The sequence below is a fragment of the Shewanella mytili genome, from assembly GCF_046765975.1.
Classification (GTDB): Bacteria; Pseudomonadota; Gammaproteobacteria; order Enterobacterales; family Shewanellaceae; genus Shewanella; species Shewanella mytili.
Genome location: NZ_JBKOUD010000009.1, coordinates 85,435 through 105,191, shown reverse-complemented (window position 1 = coordinate 105,191; position 19,757 = coordinate 85,435). Strand labels below are relative to the sequence as shown.

The 19,757-nt window shown below is 55.0% G+C and carries 19 protein-coding genes; 7 read left to right on the top strand and 12 right to left on the bottom strand.

What is annotated here, in order from left to right; translation table 11 throughout:
- The first annotated feature begins 3 nt into the window (after window positions 1-3).
- Both ACIDEJ_RS10400 and ACIDEJ_RS10395 read left to right on the top strand, forming a co-directional pair.
- Window positions 4-1,341: a coproporphyrinogen III oxidase family protein gene (locus ACIDEJ_RS10400; RefSeq protein WP_411988007.1), complete on the top strand. Its 1,338-nt coding sequence runs from the start codon at window positions 4-6 to the stop codon at window positions 1,339-1,341.
- Window positions 1,342-1,704: 363 nt separating this feature from the next.
- Window positions 1,705-3,765 carry a putative bifunctional diguanylate cyclase/phosphodiesterase gene (locus tag ACIDEJ_RS10395; RefSeq protein ID WP_411988006.1) on the top strand — a complete coding sequence of 687 codons (2,061 nt, stop codon included), beginning with the start codon at window positions 1,705-1,707 and terminating at the stop codon, window positions 3,763-3,765.
- 8 nt (window positions 3,766-3,773) lie between these two features.
- Here the strand turns inward: ACIDEJ_RS10395 and ACIDEJ_RS10390 are convergent, their stop codons facing one another.
- On the bottom strand, window positions 3,774-5,150 hold the full coding sequence (locus ACIDEJ_RS10390) for a diguanylate cyclase (protein ID WP_411988005.1): 1,377 nt from the start codon (window positions 5,148-5,150) through the stop codon (window positions 3,774-3,776).
- Window positions 5,151-5,596: 446 nt separating this feature from the next.
- Between ACIDEJ_RS10390 and ACIDEJ_RS10385 the strand changes: the two genes are divergently transcribed.
- Window positions 5,597-6,754 (top strand): MFS transporter, encoded by a 1,158-nt coding sequence (locus ACIDEJ_RS10385; protein WP_411988004.1) that lies wholly within the window; start codon window positions 5,597-5,599, stop codon window positions 6,752-6,754.
- Window positions 6,755-6,759: 5 nt separating this feature from the next.
- On the opposite strand, the gene ACIDEJ_RS10380 is transcribed toward ACIDEJ_RS10385, so the two are convergent.
- The 8 genes from ACIDEJ_RS10380 to ACIDEJ_RS10345 form a co-directional block, all read right to left on the bottom strand.
- Complete coding sequence (locus tag ACIDEJ_RS10380) at window positions 6,760-7,434, bottom strand: Fe2+-dependent dioxygenase (RefSeq protein WP_411988003.1); 675 nt, start codon at window positions 7,432-7,434, stop codon at window positions 6,760-6,762.
- 63 nt (window positions 7,435-7,497) lie between these two features.
- Window positions 7,498-9,735, bottom strand: a complete 2,238-nt coding sequence (locus tag ACIDEJ_RS10375; protein ID WP_411988002.1) for a TonB-dependent receptor — start codon at window positions 9,733-9,735, stop codon at window positions 7,498-7,500.
- 304 nt (window positions 9,736-10,039) lie between these two features.
- Window positions 10,040-10,825, bottom strand: a complete 786-nt coding sequence (locus tag ACIDEJ_RS10370) for a S1/P1 nuclease (RefSeq protein WP_411988001.1) — start codon at window positions 10,823-10,825, stop codon at window positions 10,040-10,042.
- A 70-nt stretch (window positions 10,826-10,895) separates the two neighbouring features.
- Window positions 10,896-11,672 carry a CDP-diacylglycerol diphosphatase gene (locus ACIDEJ_RS10365; RefSeq protein ID WP_411988000.1) on the bottom strand — a complete coding sequence of 259 codons (777 nt, stop codon included), beginning with the start codon at window positions 11,670-11,672 and terminating at the stop codon, window positions 10,896-10,898.
- Window positions 11,673-11,872: 200 nt separating this feature from the next.
- A complete protein-coding gene (locus tag ACIDEJ_RS10360; RefSeq protein WP_411987999.1) occupies window positions 11,873-13,030 on the bottom strand; it encodes an iron-containing alcohol dehydrogenase in 1,158 nt (385 codons plus the stop codon).
- Between the two features lie 196 nt (window positions 13,031-13,226).
- The gene (locus tag ACIDEJ_RS10355; RefSeq protein WP_411987998.1) at window positions 13,227-14,867 is read right to left on the bottom strand and encodes a PepSY-associated TM helix domain-containing protein; all 1,641 of its coding nucleotides are present in this window, start codon (window positions 14,865-14,867) and stop codon (window positions 13,227-13,229) included.
- Window positions 14,868-14,870: 3 nt separating this feature from the next.
- Window positions 14,871-15,149, bottom strand: coding sequence for a hypothetical protein (locus tag ACIDEJ_RS10350; protein ID WP_411987997.1), 279 nt, complete (start codon window positions 15,147-15,149; stop codon window positions 14,871-14,873).
- Window positions 15,146-15,409 carry a hypothetical protein gene (locus ACIDEJ_RS10345; protein ID WP_411987996.1) on the bottom strand — a complete coding sequence of 88 codons (264 nt, stop codon included), beginning with the start codon at window positions 15,407-15,409 and terminating at the stop codon, window positions 15,146-15,148. Before ACIDEJ_RS10345 ends, ACIDEJ_RS10350 begins: the two co-directional genes overlap by 4 nt.
- Before the next feature lie 268 nt (window positions 15,410-15,677).
- Here ACIDEJ_RS10345 and ACIDEJ_RS10340 point away from each other — a divergent pair, with 268 nt between their 5' ends.
- Together ACIDEJ_RS10340 and ACIDEJ_RS10335 are read left to right on the top strand one after the other, a co-directional pair.
- Window positions 15,678-16,562, top strand: coding sequence for a patatin-like phospholipase family protein (locus tag ACIDEJ_RS10340; protein WP_411987995.1), 885 nt, complete (start codon window positions 15,678-15,680; stop codon window positions 16,560-16,562).
- A 13-nt stretch (window positions 16,563-16,575) separates the two neighbouring features.
- Entirely contained in the window at window positions 16,576-17,424 is an 849-nt protein-coding gene (locus ACIDEJ_RS10335; RefSeq protein WP_411987994.1) for a PfkB family carbohydrate kinase, read from the top strand.
- Window positions 17,425-17,524: 100 nt separating this feature from the next.
- Here the strand turns inward: ACIDEJ_RS10335 and ACIDEJ_RS10330 are convergent, their stop codons facing one another.
- Window positions 17,525-17,656 (bottom strand): hypothetical protein, encoded by a 132-nt coding sequence (locus ACIDEJ_RS10330; protein ID WP_411987993.1) that lies wholly within the window; start codon window positions 17,654-17,656, stop codon window positions 17,525-17,527.
- A 134-nt stretch (window positions 17,657-17,790) separates the two neighbouring features.
- Between ACIDEJ_RS10330 and ACIDEJ_RS10325 the strand changes: the two genes are divergently transcribed.
- Both ACIDEJ_RS10325 and ACIDEJ_RS10320 read left to right on the top strand, forming a co-directional pair.
- The gene (locus ACIDEJ_RS10325; RefSeq protein WP_411987992.1) at window positions 17,791-18,510 is read left to right on the top strand and encodes an MOSC domain-containing protein; all 720 of its coding nucleotides are present in this window, start codon (window positions 17,791-17,793) and stop codon (window positions 18,508-18,510) included.
- A gap of 6 nt (window positions 18,511-18,516) precedes the next feature.
- Window positions 18,517-18,861, top strand: coding sequence for a DUF4870 domain-containing protein (locus ACIDEJ_RS10320; RefSeq protein WP_411987991.1), 345 nt, complete (start codon window positions 18,517-18,519; stop codon window positions 18,859-18,861).
- Between the two features lie 9 nt (window positions 18,862-18,870).
- On the opposite strand, the gene ACIDEJ_RS10315 is transcribed toward ACIDEJ_RS10320, so the two are convergent.
- Window positions 18,871-19,149, bottom strand: coding sequence for a DUF1145 domain-containing protein (locus ACIDEJ_RS10315; RefSeq protein ID WP_411987990.1), 279 nt, complete (start codon window positions 19,147-19,149; stop codon window positions 18,871-18,873).
- Window positions 19,146-19,730: a 16S rRNA (guanine(966)-N(2))-methyltransferase RsmD gene (gene rsmD / locus ACIDEJ_RS10310; protein ID WP_411987989.1), complete on the bottom strand. Its 585-nt coding sequence runs from the start codon at window positions 19,728-19,730 to the stop codon at window positions 19,146-19,148. Before rsmD ends, ACIDEJ_RS10315 begins: the two co-directional genes overlap by 4 nt.
- Window positions 19,731-19,757: the final 27 nt, after the last annotated feature.

The window sequence follows — 19,757 nt, the reverse complement described above, 5'->3', positions numbered from 1 at the left end:
GTTATGTCATCTGTTATCCAAACTCTCGATCGTCACCTTGTACCAAGCTACCAATCCCAGATTACCGTACCCAATTGGATGCTGCAGGCGATGGAAAAGGTGATGCATTACTATGTGGATAAGAATCTACGACTGGATACCATTTCCGCCGATATTATGCCGGCGCCCGTCCCTGGCAAAAAATACATGTTGTACGCTCACGTACCGTTTTGCCATACGCTCTGCTCGTACTGTACTTTCCACCGTTTCCTGTTCAAGGAAGACAAGGCCCGTCGCTACTTTGTGGCCTTGCGCAAAGAGATGGACATGGTGAAGTCACTGGGTTACGACTTTGAATCCATGTATATCGGTGGCGGTACCACCACAGTACTGGAAGATGAACTGGCCCGTACCATTGAGCATGCCAAAACCCTGTTCCCGTCCATTAAGGAAGTGTCTTGCGAATCAGATCCACAACATCTGGACAACCCGGGTTTCAAACAGCTCAAAGGGCTGGTGGACCGCATGTCCATTGGGGTGCAGAGTTTTAACGATGACATTCTGCGCATGACCGAACGTCTGGAGAAATTCGGCTCAGGCCAGGAAACCTTCGACAAGATCATGGCTGCCAAGGAGCTGTTCCCCATTATCAATGTGGATTTGATTTTCGGTTTCCGCGGTCAGACCGATGAAGTCATTCAGCACGATCTGGACATGGCCTCCCGTCTGGAACCCCGGCAGATCACCACGTATCCGCTGATGGTAACCCACCAGACACGCAAGAGCGTAAAAGCCACGTTGGCCGCGCCACAAGCGGATATGGCCAACCAGTACCGGATGATTCTGAATTCATTGGTCGGGCAGTACAACCAGTTGTCCGCCTGGGCTTTCGGTAAGGCCAATGACGAAGGTTTTGATGAATACGTTATTGATTACGATGAATATTTAGGTGTGGGTTCTGGTTCGTTCAGCTTCCTCAGCGACACCCTGTACGTGAACACCTTCTCGTTGCGCCGTTACGAAGATCGGATTAAAAACGGCAAAATGGGTGTGGAACAACAGAAAAACTACAGTAAAAAAGACGTGATGCAGTATCGCTTCTTGCTGGGCATGTTCTCCGGTCGCCTGTCGCGTAAATATTTCCGGGACACCTTCGGGGTGAATCTGGATACAGCGCTGTTCAAAGAGATGACTTCCATGAAAATGATTGGGGCGCTGAAAAACGATCCGAAAAATCCGGAAGAGCTGATTGTTACCGACAACGGCAAAATGATGGGCCTGCTGATGATGAAAGAGTTCTACTCCGGCATGGACAACGTGCGGGCACAACTGCGTAAACCGCTGAAACCCTGCGATATGTAAGTGTTTTCGGGGTGAAGAAAAAGGGAACGGGCCACTGGCCGTTCCCTTTTTTCATGGGCGAATGTTATCGCGGGCCTTGGCGTGCCAGTTAAATTTATTCATGATATTAATCAAAAGGATATGATATTTAGATATCACAGGTTTTAACAAGGTGGTAAATTTATTTACGCCATGCATCGTTTTGTTCCCCCCAGGTGTTTTTTGTTGCCAGTCAAACATGGGGCCGTGAGCTGATGGACTCTTGGCCGGAAAAATATTAAGCGAAGATGAAGCGGCCATCTAAACTGAAAGATGGTATGCCTACCGTCATCCATGTGTGTTATCCGTGATTTAGCCAAACTGTTTACAGGGAGTGTCTACAGCATGCAAAAGCCCGTGTATGGGGATTTGAATTTTCTGCGTATGCACTGGCGCCGGGGAACCCTTACCTATATTTTCGCATTGGTTATCATCGGCCTTTTGGCCCTTTTTTCTCATTATCTGGTACAGGTAATAGTGACGCAGCAGGAGGCCTCGGCCCGGGTGGTGAACCTGGCGGGGCGCCAGCGCATGCTGTCACAGAGGATCACCTTGTTTGCCAGCCAGTTATTGACGGAAAAGACACAGCAATCCCCCACATTGTTTCCCGGCGAATATGCCGATGCCCTGAAAAAAATGCAGCAAGTGCATCAGGCGCTGATGCACGGCTCGGCGACCATGGCCATTCCGGCACCCGCATCTGCCGCCATCCAGAAAATTTTCCACGAAGCGCCGGTGAACCTGGATAAACGACTGGAAAGCTTTTTCCAGCTGGCGGAAATGGTCATAGATCCAACGCTCACGCCGGTAGAGCAGGAGCAGGCCTATCTGCAGCTGCGACAACTGGCTCGCTACGATATCTTGAATGCCCTGGATGCGTTAGTACTGCAATACCAGCAAGACAGTGAGGCAGCCATTGCCAAGTTGCAGCGCTATAACCGTTTGTCGTTGCTGGGCATGTTTCTTACCTTGCTGCTGGAGGCGGTGTTTATTTTCCGGCCGCTGCTGGTGTCGCTTTATCGCCGGGAAAAACAGTACGTGCGTTTATTGCGCAAAATGGACAGCGAAATCACCCACAGGGTGCGCTTCCAGACGTTCAACGACCCGTTAACCGGATTGCCTAACCGGTTGTCAACACTGGAAAAGATACAGACGTACGTAGAGCTGGCCCAACAAAACAACAGTGCGCTGGTGGTGATCTCCATCGGGCTGGACCGCTTTAAGGATATCAATAACAGTCTTGGCCATGACAAGGGCGATGAAATACTGCTGGGAGTGGCTGAGCGTCTTAACCGGCTGACCAACCAGTATCAGGGCTTTTTGGGGCGCATTACCGGTGATGAATTTGCCATGGTGCTGGATCAGCACAAGGAAAACATTGCACTGGTGCAGTTGATGCACCGTTTGTTGCAGGTGGTGGAAGCGCCGTTTGAGGGCAAAGGCTTTGCCGTGCAGATCACCGCATCTCTGGGGTTAGCGTTTTATGCCGATGACGGTACCAGTGCCCGCAGTCTGTTGATGCATGCCAACCAGGCCATGCGCATCGCCAAGGATGACGGCGGCCGCTGTTTCCGCTTTTTCCAGCAGCTGATGACCTCCAAAATGACCCGGCGCATCCAGTTGGATCAGGAGTTGCGCCAAGCCATGAATGATGACACCCAGCTGATGCTGTTTTATCAGCCCAAAGTGGATTTGCAACGTGGCCGCATTACCGGTGTGGAAGCGCTGTTGCGCTGGCAGCATCCGCAGCGGGGGATGATTTCCCCCGAAGAGTTCATTCCCATTGCCGAGGATTCCGGGCTCATCACCGAACTGGGTGACTGGGTGATGTTACGGGCCCTGGAGCAGTTGTCCCTGTGGCAGCAACAGGGCATTACCGTGGACATGGCCATTAACGTGTCGGTAAAACAGGTGATGCGCCAAAATACTTGCGAGCGGATCCAGGTGCTGGCCAGGCATCACCACATTGCGCCGCAGCAGATCCAGCTAGAGATCACCGAAAGCAACATCATGGATAACATGAGCCGCATCATGCCCATGTTACAGGCGATACAACAGCAGGGTTTTACCCTGGCCATTGATGATTTTGGCACCGGCCATTCCAGTTTGTCGCGGTTGCGGGATTTACCGGTCAAGGTACTGAAAATCGACAAGTCCTTTGTGATTAACGCCATGGGCGATCAAAAAGATGCCCAGTTGATAGAAGCCATCATTGAAATCGGTCACACCCTTAACCGCACCATTATTGCCGAAGGGGTGGAAACCGATGAGCAACTGGCCCTGTTGCAACGGCTGGGCTGCGAGGAAGGACAGGGGTATCTGTTTGCCAAACCCTTGCCTGCCCGTGACGTGGAGCCGTTGCTGCTGCAAGGCAGGATTGCCCTTGGCAGCCAGGCCAGAGCCTGAATCGGCGCCTAATTCTGGCTCAAACTCACCTCCACCCGGTTACGGCCAAGGCGTTTGGCATCATACAGCGCCTTGTCTACCCGCCGTAACAGATACTGATAGTCCGGATGGCCATTGAACAGCGCCAGCCCGGCACTGACGGTAATATGGATGGGTTGGCCACCCGGCAGGCTGAACTGCTCCATGGCCACTTTATTGCGCATGTTTTCCGCTACCAACTGGGCATTGTCATCGTTGACATCCACCAGCACTATCATGAACTCCTCGCCACCAAGGCGGAATACAAAGTCGCCGGAGCGGGAGTTGTTCAGCAAGAAACTGCTCAGCTGTTGCAGGATGAAGTCCCCCGCTTCATGGCCATGGGTGTCATTCACCTCCTTGAAATAATCAATATCCATGGATAACAGGGCAAACTGGCTCCGGCTGTTACGGGCATGGGCGATTTCCCGGTTAAGCACGCTGGGCAGGAATTTGCGGTTAAGCAGTTTGGTCAGCACATCACGGCCGCCTTCCAGCTCAGAGCTCTTGGTAAAAATGTCATTTAACAGGAACTTAATGCGTTTGGTCTCTTCCCGGATGCGATGCAATCCCTGAAGCCCGGTGGCATCCTGGTGTTGCTGCATCATGGGTAACAGCTGTTCATCAATGATTTTTATGCGCTCGCCAATCATTTGGGTTTCCGGGTAATCCTCAAACGCATGGGAGCCCTTGTGGATAAACCACAGGCCAAAGTCCGAGGCGGCCAGCAGCGGCAATTGGCCTTCCTGTTCGCCCACGGTGTAAACAAACATCAAACGGTTTTCCCAGCTCAGCAGCGCCCCTTTTTGTTTTTCCCGTTCGGTAGACAAATTCTGGGTGATGGAAAACAGCCGGTACACTTCATCGGAGCGGGTATTGCGATCGTAGGTGCTGGCATAGGCATAGCCCATCATCTCAATGGCAATGTCCAGGGTATCGCTGAAATGCTGCAAACAGGCATTTTGCAGTTGGGGACTGAGTTTTTCCTGTTGCAGTAACCGGGCAAAAAACTGTTTCAGGTAACGGGTGCCCCGCAGCACGATGTGCATGGGAATTTTTATCCGGGCATGAATTTCACCCACTTGCACCTGCAGTGCGATGGTGGCCTCCAAATCATAGTGCTCACCTATGTCGAACAGGGTGATTAACCACTGTTGCAATGAACCGTGAAGGCGGGTTTTCACCTGGTTGTGAGACAGGAATACCGAAGCGTCATCCGTCGTGAGCATGTGCTCATAGAAATGGGTTGCCAGCGCTTGGCTGTGTTTGCTGACCAACTCACGATTGTGCTGGATACACGTTGCGGTTGTGCCGGCAATTAATTGTTCCCAATCATTGATAACGGTATTTTCTATGGTATCGCTCATGGTGCTCCTTGGTTCAGAAGGCGTTGGGTCTTTTGCAGAACAGGCTGGGGCTGCGGCGTTTTAGCCGTGTTACCAACCGTTCTTGATGGTTCAAAATCTAGCAGGCTGCCCGGCAGAGTGCTAGCGGCGGTGCCCGGTGCGGGGCAAATGGCCCCCCCTGTTTGGTTGACCGCAGCAAGATCGTAGGCGCAAGGTAACATGCAGCGGACGCATGAAATAATGTATTGATGAAATTTTTTGACCAAAATCCCGCTATGAGTTGCCATAAATAAAAACAAAAATAAATAATAATCATGATGTTATGTTTAAATTCGCTCAACATCGGTGAGTTTTATCGTTCGTCTGCTTAAGGGTGGATTATCCGGGTTCCGACAACGGATTGACAGCCCCCATGGCGGTGGAATAATGCGCGCACTTTTATTCTTCGCCCTCCGGTTTTTTACACCATGTCCATCTATACCCGGCCGGTTATTTTGCTGCTCAGTGGCCTTTTGTTGCTGACACTGGCCATTGCCGTGCTCAATACTCTGGTGCCTTTATGGCTGGCGCATGCCCAATTGCCAACCTGGCAGGTGGGCATGGTGAGTTCCGCGTTTTTTGCCGGTAATTTGCTGGGCACCTTGCTGGCTGGCAAGTGCATCAAGCGTTACGGCTTCAAGCACAGCTACTATATCGCCACGCTGCTGTTTGCCGTGGGCTGTGCCGGGCTTGGGTTGATGATGGGCTTTTACAGCTGGTTTGTGTGGCGGTTTGTAGCGGGCATTGGCTGCGCCATGATTTGGGTGGTGGTGGAAAGCGCCCTGATGTGCAGCGGCAGCTCAGCCAACCGCGGCCGCCTGTTGGCCGCCTATATGATGGTGTATTACTTCAGCACCGTGGCCGGACAATTATTGCTGACCACATTACCCACCGCCCTGATGAGCGTGCTGCCCTGGGCGTTGGCACTGGTGCTGAGCTCTGTATTGCCGTTGCTGTTTACCCGGATTGTGAATGCTCAGCAAGCCTCCCCGGTGGCGGCGCGCCCGCCCAAAGTGTTGTCAATGCTGGTGCTGCCACAGGCCCGTCTTGGCGTGCATGGCTGCCTGATTTCCGGCATTGTGCTGGGCTCGCTCTACGGCTTGATGCCCTTGTATCTCAATCATCAGGGGATGAATGACGCCAGTGTGGGATTTTGGATGGCGCTGCTGGTAAGTGCCGGGATTGTGGGCCAGTGGCCGGCGGGGCGCCTGGCGGATCGCTACGGCCGCTTGCTGGTGCTGCGGGTGCAGGTGTTTGTGGTGATTTTGGGCTCACTGGCCATGCTGGTACATGCCGCCCTGACCCCGGCGTTGTTCATCTTGGGCGCTGCCGGTTTTACCCTGTACCCGGTGGCCATGGCCTGGGCCTGTGAAAAGGTTTCCCATCAGCAGCTGGTCTCCATGAACCAGGCATTGCTGCTGAGTTACACCGCAGGCAGCCTGGTGGGCCCCTCGCTCATCGCGCTGCTGATGCAGCGTTATTCCGACAGTTTGCTGTTTCTGACCATGGCCAGCGTGGCGTTTATCTACCTGTTGATGCTGCTGCGCAAACCCGGGAAAACGCCCAATCCGGTGGCCCACGCCTAAACGCTTTACAGTTCGCTCCAGCGGCGTAGCAGGTTGTGATACACCCCGGTGAGGTTAAAAATCTCCTGGGATGATGCCTGCTGGGCACTGAGCTGCTGGATGGATTGATCCAGCTGAAACAACAGTTGCCGTTGCTCGTTATCCCGCACCATGCTTTGCAGCCACATGAAAGCGGCAGTGCGCTCACCGGCGGTTACCGGCGTGACCTGATGCAGGCTGCTGGCGGGGTAGAGCACCAGTGAGCCGGCAGCGAGTTTTACCCGTTGCTGGCCGTAAGTGTCCTGTATCATCAGCTCCCCGCCCTCATAACTTTCCGGTTCACTTAAAAACAGGGTGGCGGAAAGGTCTGTGCGCACCATGCCCTCGTCAGTATGGCGAATGGCATTGTCTATGTGATAACCAAAGCATTGCCCTCCCTGATAACGGTTGAATAATGGCGGGTAAAACTGCAGTGGCAGCGCGGCCGAAACAAACAGTGGCTGGGCCAGCAGCCGCTGGATGATCATTTGCCCCAGCTCTTGGGCCAGAGGGTCCTGTTGGCTCAGTTGCCGATTGTTTTTACGGGTGGCGGCCCACGAGCCCGATGTCTGATTCCCGTCAATCCAGGGGCGGGCGTCCAGTTGTTGTCGCAATTGCTGCACTTCTGTTTTGGAAAATACCTGTGGGATTTCAATTAACATGGCAAGGGGTTATCCGTAATGGGTAAAGAGGCTCCCCTTTTCGGGGAAGCCTCCGTGGTGGGGTTAAAAGCTGAATTGGGCACTTAATATGGCCTGGCGACCCGGTGCCATATTGGCAAAGTGGGCGGCATAGGCTTTGTCGTAGTAGCGTTTGTCGGTGAGGTTTTGCACGTTCAGCCTCAGTGTCAGCATCTCATTGACCCGGAAAGACGACACCAGATCAAAACGCCAGTAGGCCGGAACCCACAGGGTGTTGGCACTGTTGCCGTAAACCTTGCTCATGTAATATGCCCCGCCGCCGGCGCTCAGTTGCCGGGTGATGTCATAGTTGCTGAACAGGCTGATGCTGTGTTTGGCCGTATTGGGGAAGCGGTTGCCGTTGTAGGCACTGCTGTAGCCATTGTTTTCTAGGGTGGCATCCAGATAGGTATAGCCGCCGAAACCGTGCCAGTGGCGGGTGATATTGCCGGAAAAGCCCACTTCAAACCCTTTCACCTGCTGTTTGCCGATATTGGCCTGCGGGGCGCCGCGTCCGGCCTCGGTGGCCACGCGGGCATTGTTTTTCTCCAGCTGGAACAGGGCGGCATTCAGTGCCAGACGGCCGTGGAACAGTTCCCACTTGGTGCCCAGCTCATAGCTTTTGGTGTCTTCCGGCGCCAGGGCTTCATTGTTACTGCCAAGGCGGTCACTGCCATCGCCGTTGGAGGTGCCCGGCGGATTGGACGAGGTGCCCCAGGCCGCATAAATGCTGCCATTGTGGGCAGGTTTGTAGAGTACGGACAGTTGATAGTTAAAGAAATCCGCATCGTTGCCAAGGTTGGCTTGGGCCGACTCACTGCTGCTGCGGTAGTCATCCCAGCGAATGCCGCCGTTGACATACCAGGCATCGCTCAGCTCCAGGGTGTTGAACGCATACAGGGAGCGGGTGTTGGTGTCGGTGATGGTCGGGTTGTCACTCAGGGTGATGCTGCCCTGCCAGGAGTCGAACGGATTTGGATTGACCAGCGAGGTACAGTTGTAGCTGTTCAGCATCGCTTCATCACAGCCATTACGGCCGTTGCCGGTTGCCACGGCATAGCTGCGATTACTGGTGCGCTCATGGCTCAGTTCCGTTCCCAGTGCAAAGCGGTTGGGTTTGCCGGCGATGGTCAGCTCCCCGGCAAGTTGCAACTGGGTGGCCAGGGTCTTGGTGGCGGAATGGCGCGATTTGGTGTTGCGCCACACATAGCCGTTGGCCACGTTGCCGGCGCTGTCATCCGGATTGGTCACAATGTACTGGTTGGTATTACGGCTATAGAGGGATGTGGAGCTGATGCGCAAGCCGTTATTGAGTTCGTGGCTGATGATGACGGATGCGATGTCGTTACTGTTATCGCGAAAATCACGGTTGAGCAGGCCGTAGAAGTTGTCTTCATCCACCAGTGCCGGGCGGCCGGATTGCTGATCATAAGGAATGCCGTAATCCGGGATGTCGTGGCTTTCAAAGTGGTAGTACTCCAGCGTGGCCTGGGTGGCACTGTTAAGTCCGAAGGTTAACGACGGGGCAATGCCCCAGCGATTGCCTGACACCTGATCCCGCCCGGGAGTCTTGGCATCGTGGCTCATTACATTGAGCCGGAATGCGGCATCGTTGCTCAGCTCTTTATTGACGTCCAGCGCCGCGCGTTTCAGGGCATCGGTGCCAATGGCAACATCGGCATTGATAAAATCTCCGGCGCGGGCTTTTTTGGTCACGATATTGATGCTGCCACCTACGGCGCCCCGGCCGCTGTATACCGAACTTGGGCCTTTAAGCACTTCAATCTGTTCAATGTTGAAGGTTTCGCGGCTTTGGGAGCCTACATCCCGCATCCCATTGATGAAGGTGGAAGATTGGGCGTCATATCCCCGAATGAACGGCCTGTCCCCGTAAGGGTTGCCGCCTTCACCGGTTCCCAGCGTGATGCCGGGGGTGGCGCGCAGGGCGTCGCTGAAACTGTCAGCGCCCATATCCTTGAGCAACTCCTGATTAATCACGGTAATGGTTTTGGCACTGTTGAGCAGATCATCCGTGAATTTACCGGATTGAACCCGATGATTGTTGTATCCCTGGTAGTCACCGTTAACCACCATGTGCTCGACTTTTTTGTCTTTTTTGTCTTTTTTGACCGCATGTGCCGGAGATTCGAGGGTTTTGTCCGGCACGGTTTCCGGTGTGGCGGCAAATAGCGGTGAGGTTGAAATGGTCATTCCCAGGGTTAATGAGCCCAGTACTTGAGCTCCGATTCGGACGCGCCCCTGACGGCGGTGTGTGATTTTCATGAAACAGTTCCCGATTGGCGTGATTGACAGCAGCACATCTGCTACCGGTTAAGTGCACGCTAATATAAAACCATATAAAAATGAGATCAAGAACGATTATCATTTGTAATATAGTGATATGGATCTCGTTTTTATGCCGGTTGGGATGGATAAGACCACAGCTGCGTGTTGGGCAAGAGGGCGAGCATTGGCCGCTTATTGCTTAATGGGTTGGTTGGCGATGTAACCATGGATGGATAATAAAATGCCCCTGTAATCAGGGGCATGGTGATACACACAAGCGCTTTTGAGGCGCAAGAGGCGTCTAAGGCTGGTAAATGCGGTCAAGCATTTGGGCCAGACGCTGGGCGCCTTTTTCCAGTTGCCGGGTGATCACCGGAGCGTATTTGTCTTCATAATCCTGCCCCAATACCGCATGGGGTTGATAGTCCGCATAAATTTGACGGGTAAATGCCAATGATTCATTGCCCCACTGGGTGAACGTGGCAAGGGTTGGCGCCGAGGTTGCCTGAGACAGCGGCATTTTTTGCGCGTTAATGGCCAACTGCTTGCCCAGCGCGGCCCAGTCATCACCGGCAATATGCCCAATAATGCCGTAGTCGAAAATGCCGTGAAGATTTGCCGCCTCGCCAAAAAAAGTGACGGTGGTTTTGTTGCCACCCCAGTCATCGGCGTAACTTACATGCAGCGGTTGGTGCAAATCGCCCACAAAGTGCGCCAGAAAGAACAGGGCTTGCCAGTTTTGCGGGTTTTGCTGCAACAGCTGTTGCTGCTCGGCCACCGCATGCAGTACGCAACCCTTACTGCAGTTTGCCTGCTGCAAATCGGTTTCGTCCCGGTTCACGTTGATGTAGTGCAGGGGTTTTGACCAGGCCCACTGGGGGTCTTTCTTGATGTCGTCCGCCCAAGTGCAAACCTGGGCAAATGAGGCATATTGCCCCTGCTTGGCGGTAAGGGCATCCAGTGCTTTCTGGGTGCTAGGGGCGGTCAGTTCATAGGCCGCCTGGCATAACGCTTGATGACCGGTGGCGCCCCAAGCGTGTACTTGTCCGGCACAGATCATCAGTAATAAACAGCAATAACGGTACATGGTTTTCTCCTGTTGCGCTGGCGCAATGGTAACGGCTTAACGGGGCCCGGCGAAGGGGCATGGCCTGTTTTTACGATGCAGATTGCAGAATTTGACAGCTGTGATCCTGCAGTTCTTCGGCTGAAGCCTTATTGGCCTGGCGCCAATTGGCCCGGATGGCCATTAACACCAGTTGTCCGTTGGGCAGATTGGCCAGTGCCAGACCATAGTGGCCCATGTGCCCGGCGGCATCTGGAAGTTCCTGTGCCAGCCGGATAAAGGCGCTTGTTTGGTGTAATTCCTGGGGTTGCAACGTCCGCAACAGGTAGTCATTGGGGCCCAATGGGTGGGTTTGCCACCGGGAGGTAAGGCTTGGCGTTAGTGCATCAAGCTGCTGGCGTACATCCTGGCGCAAGCAGGAAATATGAATGTGCAGCTGGTTTTGCGTGCGGCCATATTGGGAGTTGATGGCCAGCGACAAGGCACTGTCAGGCACGTGTGTTTGTGCACTGGTCATATGGTCCACGGCCAGTTGCCGCTGCTCCCAGGCAAGGGCGAAAAAATTGGGGGTGGCGGCGTGTAGCAGCTCAGGACTTTCCATGCCGGCAAGTTTGTTCAGCGGCATCAGCAAATATTGCAATATGCCGTTGCGGTCTTTCAGGGTGACATAACCCCGGGCTTGGTTCACCTCCTGACAGGGCGTTGGCACGCCATGGCTTGCCAGTGCCGGCACGCAACGCTGGCTGATAAGTTGCCACAGGGCATCACTGTTATGGGACGATGTGCGCCAGACATAACTGCTGACGGCAACAAGGGTGATTAACAACAGGGCACTGAGCCACCAACGTTTGCGAAGCGTGCTGAACATGGCAAGTATTACCTTGGCTGGGGTCACGGCCAGGCCAAGGGGCCGATGGCATGGACAAATGGGCTGAAAGTGGGGCTATTGTAACGAGTGATGGCCCAAATAGCATGGGGGTTGATGCTGGTCATCACCCCATACGCAGGATGGGTGACGGCTAATGACGAGGGCAACGCCGGTATTTGCCGTTGCCCTCCATGGCAGCCTTACCAGGCGCTGGACAGAATTTGCTGGCTGACTTCCGGCGTAATGTGCTGGTGTTCGCCCAGCTTGTTCATGTTGTGGTTTTGCAGCGCCGTTACAATGGCATCAACATCCTGCTGCGCCACACCGTAATCCCGCAAACGGGTGTGAATGCCAAGGCTTTGGAAAAACTCACAGGTTTTACTGATGGCGGCCTCAATGCGCTCCTTGTCTGTGCCTTCATGAATGTCCCAGACCCGGGCGGCATATTGCAGCAGCTTTTGCTGTTTGTCTGCCAGACATACCCGCCACAGTGCGGGCATGACAACCGCCAGGGTTTGCCCGTGATCGATACCAAAGCGGTCGGTAAGCTCATGCCCAATGGCATGGGTGGCCCAATCCTGTGGCACCCCGGTTCCGATTAATCCGTTCAGGGCATTGGTGGCGCACCATACCAGATTGGCCCGGGTGTCATAGTCTTCAGGATTGGCCAGCGCCTTGGGCCCTATTTCAATCAGGGTGCGCAACAGCCCTTCGGCAAAGCGGTCTTGCACCTTGGCATCTACCGGGTAGGTGACATACTGCTCGCAGATGTGCACAAACGCATCCACCACGCCGTTGGCCACCTGAATTTTGGGCAGGGTGAAGGTGAGTGTGGGATCCAGCACGGAAAACTGCGGGTAACACTGGGGGTGACGCAGGCCGAATTTTCCCCTGGCATGGCTGACCACTGCGAAAGGATTCATTTCAGAGCCGGTGGCCGGCAAGGTGGCAACAGTTGCCAATGGCAGTACTTTGCGGTCATCAATCGCGGCGGTGCCATCCCATAACAGGGTGGCGGCATCGCCGTCGAAATGGGTTGCCAGTGCCACGAATTTGGTGCCATCCATGACCGAACCACCACCCACGGCCAGCAGAAAATCGATGTTCTCCGCTTTGGCAATGTGGGCGGCCCGCATCAGGGTGTCGTAACGGGGGTTTGCTTCAATGCCGCCAAACTCCACCACATAACGCTTTCCAAGCGCGTTGGTGACGGCTTTAAGGGTGCCGAATTTTTTTACGCTGCCGCCGCCGTACAACACCATCACCCGTGCCTGTGACGGCACTAATGCATCGATTTCACCTAAACGGTCTTTTCCAAAGACGATATGGGTCGGATTTCGATAATCAAAGTTAAGCATGGGGGGCTGTCTCCATTTTCTGACAGATGATGTGGAGTGCCATAGTAATCCTCTTGCATGGCGGTGTGATAGTCATTGGCGGATTAATTGGTTGTTTTCGAGCAGGGCAAGCCAAGGCGGGCGGGGCCGCGGGGAAAAAGGCACCAAGGCAAGAGTGGCGGAGCGCCGGCAATGGGAGCCAGCGCCCGTCCAAGGGTCAATAAGCCGAGAGTCGGGATGGCTGTGGGGCGCGCTCAGGGTTATTTGGCAGCGCCCAGATGCTGTCAGGCGGGCCATTGAGCGCCCGGCGCCGGGTCAGGCGAGCGCAGTAAAAGAAGCCTGCGGCAAACACCAGCGCCATGATGTCCACCGTCAGGGTGGCCAGAGTGTGAGGCGCCCACAATCCCAGTGACGGCAGCAACGTGGCCAATAGGGAGGTGAGCGGCAATGCGCTGCAGGTCACGGCGCCCAGGCTAAGCAGGTCAATGGCCGCCCTGGCCGCACCACGCCAGAAGCTATAGAGCACGGCAGCACTAAAACACAGGTAGTAACACCACAGGTAGCTGTAATTGATATTGCTCACCCAAGGATAAAGCCATTTGCCTGCCAGTAAGGTGCAGGCAACGGCCACCATGGCGCCCAAACAGCACCCGACGGTGGCCGCCGCCATCCAGCGCACCTTGCGCGGCTGCTGAGGCAGTGCTTCATCGGTTTTTTGCTGTTTTCGGCGTTTTTCCAGCCACAAGAGGTTGCCGCTGTAAAACAGCATGGCACCGCCAAGCCCCATGAAGAAGTAGAGCCAGCGGCCGCCAATGCCGCCGTAGCTGCCAAAGTGCAAGCCAAAAAACACGGCAACCATACGCGCCCAGATCCCCTCTTCTCCCGGTGTGAAAGTGCTGAACTGCACTTGCAGAGAATAAGGCTGCAATGCCAGGAAATCTGCCACCGGGCCGCGCATCAGGGCAGTATCGCTATACATCTCGGCCCTCACTCCCGGACGGGGGCCATCCAGCCCCATGAAGGTCATTGTCCGGGTGCGGTAGCCGGGGGCATGGCTATCGGCAGCGGCAATGATGTCCCGTAGCGGCGGCATTTGGGAAATATCCAGTGGTTGTACCAACGGTGCCCCGCGCATGAATGCCGGGCGTTCATCATAAACTAGCTCTCCCAGAGCGTCGTAAAACACGTCATGAAAGGCAAATACCACCACGGTCAGGGCGATGATGATGTGAAACGGCAGGGCGGTAATGCCTAACAGGTTATGGGCATCAAGCCAGAAACGGCTGGGGCCTTTTTTGCGGCGCAGGGCAAACAGGGTTTTTACCAGCGTGGGCAATAAGAAGATGACGCCAGAGACCAGCGCCATGAAATACAGTACGGCGGCCACCCCCATCACCAGTACCCCCAGCTGTTCATGGCCGATATGCCCGGGGATCCCGGCGGTGCGGTGCAGTTGGTCAATCAATTTGCCAAGCTGGCTGGGCTGCACTTCCTGGGTGCGCAATTGCCCCTGTGCATCAAGCGTGGCCTGCCACTGCTTGGCATCCAGATTGAGCCCGCGCTTGCCGCCCTGGCTATGCCAGCTGAGGGGCGCGTATTTGTCATCGTCCAGATGCAGGGTGAATCCCTTGGCGATTTCAGGATGTTGTATCAGGGCCTGTTGCAACAGGTTGTCGAGCTGGGCGGCCGGGATTTGGGGCAGCACATTTGCGGGTGGTGCCGCCCAAGCCGATAGCTGGGGCTTGAACATGGTAAGCGCCCCGGCGAAGAAGCAGATGAACAGCAAAATGCCGGTGCTGATGCCGGTCCAGAGATGCACTTTTTGATAGATGCGTAAAATGTCACTGCGAATTTGCATGGATTACCTCAGAAACAGCAGGCCCCAGGCCAGCAGGTTGGCGCCACCTAGCCACAACAATGCGCGGCGGCCGGAACGGAACAGATAGACCAGGCTGAGAATGCTGAGCCACACCGGCGCCAGCAGCCACATGTTGAACTGATATTTGTCACCGGCGGCCATGCTGCCGGGGCCAAACCAGGCAAACAGCCCCACCAGCGCCAACGCCAGCGTGAAGCCAAGGACTAGCCCACAGAGGGTTTTGCTTATCCAGTCAGGGCGGATTTTAGGACGGGTACTCATTTCACGGGGCTCCTGCGCAGTAACGACAATAACGGCACCGTGCCCAGCAAGCAGCCCAGCAGCATCAGCCATAAAAAGAATGCGGCGACGGCGCTGAGTAATAGGTTCCAGCCCACCAGCGTGGCCAGTAACAGTACATGAGCCAAATAACGATAGGGGGCCTCTGGCAGGGGGGCTGCGAGCATGGCCTGCTGTTTACTGCTGAGATAAAGCAGCAAACAGGCGGCCAGCATCAACAGCACGAGTACGCTGTACCACATACTGACTCCTTGGTGGGGGTGGCTAACAAACGGCTTAATACCGTAAAACTGGCAGGAATGTAGCATAAAGGTGAAAACTATCAAATGATATTTATTATCATTTACATTAATAATTGCGAGTTTGTGATAACGGCGGATTTCTGGGGGTATCGGCCCATGAGCGGATGTGGACTGTGGACGGTCACGGGTCTGGCAGGTGACGATAAAAGGCTTGCCAGCCGGTCTGGCTTGGGTATGCTGCTTGCTTCAGGGCAGAAGGAGCGTAGTGATGGCACAAACCGCATTGGTACTGGAAGGCGGCGGGCTGCGGGCAATGTATACCGCAGGGGTACTGGATGCTTTTCTTGACGCGGGACTGATGTTTCCCTACTTGGTGGGGGTCTCTGCCGGTGCCATCTATCCCATGTCGTATCTGTCCAGGCAGCCCGGACGCAATTTGCAAATTCAGCAGCGTTTCCTGAACGACAAACGCTACATGGGATTGGGTCACTGGCTTAAGCATGGCAACTATGTCAATGTGGATTTTACCTATCGGCGCATGGCTCATGAGTTAATCCCCTTTGATTTTTCGACCTTTCTTAACAGCGGGGCAGAATTCAAGGTGGGGGCCTTTAACTGCATCAGCGGCACGACCGATTTTTTCGGCATGGCGGATTTTACCTCCCACGATAAACTGCTGGATATCCTGATAGCCTCATCCAGTTTACCGTTCATCTCACCGCCCATGCGGCTTGGGCAAACGCCGTATCTGGATGGTGGCATTGCCGCGCCGATTCCCATTGCCCAAGCCAAAAAGGATGGTTATGAGCGGCAGGTGGTGATCTTGACCCAGGATGCGGCATACCGTAAATCGCCATTCAAGCTGCCTTGGCTGGCCCGGCGGATATACCGGCGTTATCCGGCGGTGGCACAGGCATTGATCATGCGCCATCAATGCTATAACCAGGCGCTGGCACAGTTGCAGCAGGCGGTGGCAGCAGGCCGGGCGTTGGTCATTCAGCCCCGTTTGCCGCTGGGGTTATCCCGGCTGGAGCGGGATGTCGAGAAAGTCAGTGCCGTGTATCGGTTAGGGCTGGGCGAGGGTGCCGCCCATCTGGCTCGGGTTCGGGCATTTTTACAGCAAGCGCCTGCGGGCGCGGCAGTTTCACCATAGCGACAGGGGGCACATGGCCAACATTTTATTGATAGCCAATCTCAACTGCGATCGGATTTTGTCGCTGGATAACGCGCTGCGAACCGGCGGCCGTTTCCAGTATGAAGATGGTGGCCGCCGCCTTGGCGGTGGCGGGGCCAATACCGGGATGGGGCTGGAATGGGCCGGGCACAATGTGGCGCTGGTGAGCCAGGTGGGCAGCGATGAACTGGGCGACTGGGTGCTGGCTCAGGCCGGACTGCACGGGCTGGATTGTCGCCGGGTGCAGCGCCATGACGGCGCGACCTGTGAAATCCTGCTGGTGATGACACCGGATGGAGAGCGCACCATCATCCGGCCACAACGGCCGTCATTTCAGTTGGCCGCAGCGCCGTCGTGGCAGGCATGGGATGCCTTGTATTTAAACAGCCAGGCAGACGGGGCGGTGCAGTGGGCGCAAAGTGCATTGCCGCATGCGCTGGTGGTGGCACAACTGGGCAAGGATGACAGCCCGCGGCCCTGCCAGATTTTATTGTCCTCCCATTCTGACATGCACCAGCGCACCCGGTTGCCTTACTGGGAATTTGCCCGGCAGATTGCCGGAGACGCACTGCGCTATTTCATTGTCACCGACAGTGAGCGGGGGGCCTGCTTGTACCACGGTGAAGGGGAGGTGCAGATCCCGGCAAAAGCGGCAACCGTTGTGGATACCACCGGCGCTGGCGATGTCTATGCAGCCGGGCTTATCCATGGTTTGTTATCGGGACGCGCCATTACCGACGCCATGGCGGAGGCGGCCATTTGGGGGGCTCATGCGGTGGCCTCGGATACCTCCCTGCCCGGTGAATCGTTGCAGCGCTATCTCCAATCCCGGCGGGAATGAGGGTGTCATAAAAACACTATACGGACGTCACCTCCCTGTCATGGAGTCGCTCTAACATGCGTCGCGAGTATTAAACAGACAGTTTTTCTGCATACTCCCTTCATTCTTCCTTTTTGGTAGTTTTTTGCCCCGCTTCTGGCGGGGCTTTGTTTTTTGTCATGCCGTTGTCATACCGCTGGGGCATGATGCCGCTGCAACGTCCGTTGGCAACCGCTGGCAACGTCTTGCTCATTTGCTGGTTATTCCTTTCGCCCCGTCCCCCACGGGGTTTTTTCTTGTCGTAAAGCGCTATACTTCTGCGGGTGGCCTAGCGATTGCCAATATGGTAAAACATCAAGTTAATTCATTATTCGTCAAGGTGTTAACATGACAGCTCAGACGTTGCCAGAACATCGTATTTGTGGTTTGTATGCCGGTGACAACTTGCAGTTTGTCGAAGGCTTAAGCAGCGGCATCAATAACAAATCCCCCCAGCCTCTGTTGCAGGTGGGGTTTGCCGGCGTGCTCCATGATGCTCAAGCAGACGGCAAAAATCATGGTGGCCCGGATCGGGTGCTGCACCATTTCCCCTTGCAGCATTACGACGACTACCGGCAACAGGGCCTGATGCCGGCAGCGGGTACCGCACCTGCCATGGGGGAGAACATTTCATCGTTGGGGCTGGATGAACGGCAACTGCATATTGGCGACATTGTGGCGCTGGGAAGTGTCCGTTTGCAGGTGACCCAACCCCGTTCTCCCTGCTTCAAGTTGAATGTACAGTATGGTCAGGCGGGATTTTCCAAAGCCATGCAGGATAGCGGCAAATGTGGCTGGTTTTATCGGGTGCTGCAAGAGGGGTGTATTCGGCCACAGGACACGTTCCAGTTGCAGGAGCGACGCTCTGCCGTAAGCCTGGCGCAGGCAATGGCACTGTATTTTGCACCGCAGTACAACGCCAAAGGTTATGAAATCCTGCTGGCGGCCGAAGGCCTTGCGGCTGACTGGCAGCGAAATCTGCAGCGGCGTTTGAACACAGGTGTGCTGGAAGACTGGCATAAGCGCCTGCACGGCCCGGCACAATTTCAACCTTTACAAGGAAATTGAGTAAACATGTACGAACTGACAAAAAACGAACGGGACATGGGCATGTTGGTGCATCTGGCAAGCTTTGCCGGTTACCTGGTGCCTTTTGGCAACATTCTGGGGCCGTTGATTGTATGGTTGATGAAACGGGAAGATTCACTGTTTGTGGATGCCTGTGGCCGTAACACCCTGAATTTCCAAATCAGCATGATGATTTATTACATCATCGGCTTTATTCTGGCCTGGTTTATCATCGGCTTTTTCATCTTGGGACTACTGGTGTTGCTGAACGTGATTTTTAGCGTGATAGGCGCCGTCAAGGCCAGTGAGGGCAAAGTGTACAAATACCCGCTGGCCATTGGCTTTATCTAGAATGAGGGGTTAGTTGGCGTGATGTTGCAGCAGTTGCTGGCGGTAGCTGAGCAGGGCAAACACCCCGAATGCAAAGCCGTTGACATAATCCCGTACCCCTAGGGGTAACACCCGGCTGAACAGGGTGTGAAAAATCAAGGTCTGCAACAGGTGCATCATGACCGTGACGCCCAACAGGATATTGAGCACGGCGGCAATTTGCCCGTCAAACGGATGGAGCAGATTAAACAGCATCAGCAGCCAGGCCAGAGCGGTAACCAGTTTTCCAAGGGTGATCAGTGTTTTCATAGCATGTCCTGCTGGTAACGGTATAAGCGGTAGCTAACCTGCCCCGCCTGTTTTTCTTTCAATTGCTGCCATTGCCCTGGCAGTTGCAACGTGGCCAGTTCGGCTTCCACCTCCACGTAAATCAACGCTCCGTCTTTCAGCCAGCCCTGTTGTTGCAGCAGGGTAATGGTTTGTTGCGCCAGCCCCTTGCGAAAAGGCGGGTCAATGAACACGATATCAAATTGCCTGTCGGCGGGGCGTGCCAGATGTTGCAGGGTGTCGCCCATGATCACTTGGGCCGCATCGCATTTCAAGGTGGCCAGATTGGCCTGCAGCTGGTTAGCCGCGCTGCGCTGTAGCTCGTGAATTCTGGCAAAGGCCGCATAGCGGGATAACGCTTCCAGCGACAGGGCGCCACTGCCGGCAAAGCAGTCCAGCACCTGGGCGCCGGTGAGATAACCGCTTAGCCAGTTGAACAGGGTTTCACGCACCCGGTCGGTGGTGGGGCGCAATCCTTCAAGATCGGTAATGGGGAGTCTGCGGGAGCGCCATTGCCCTGCAATAATTCTTACCTGACCGCTGCCGGGCCGATTTTTGGACATGTTGCCCCCGTGATGTTGCCAACAGAA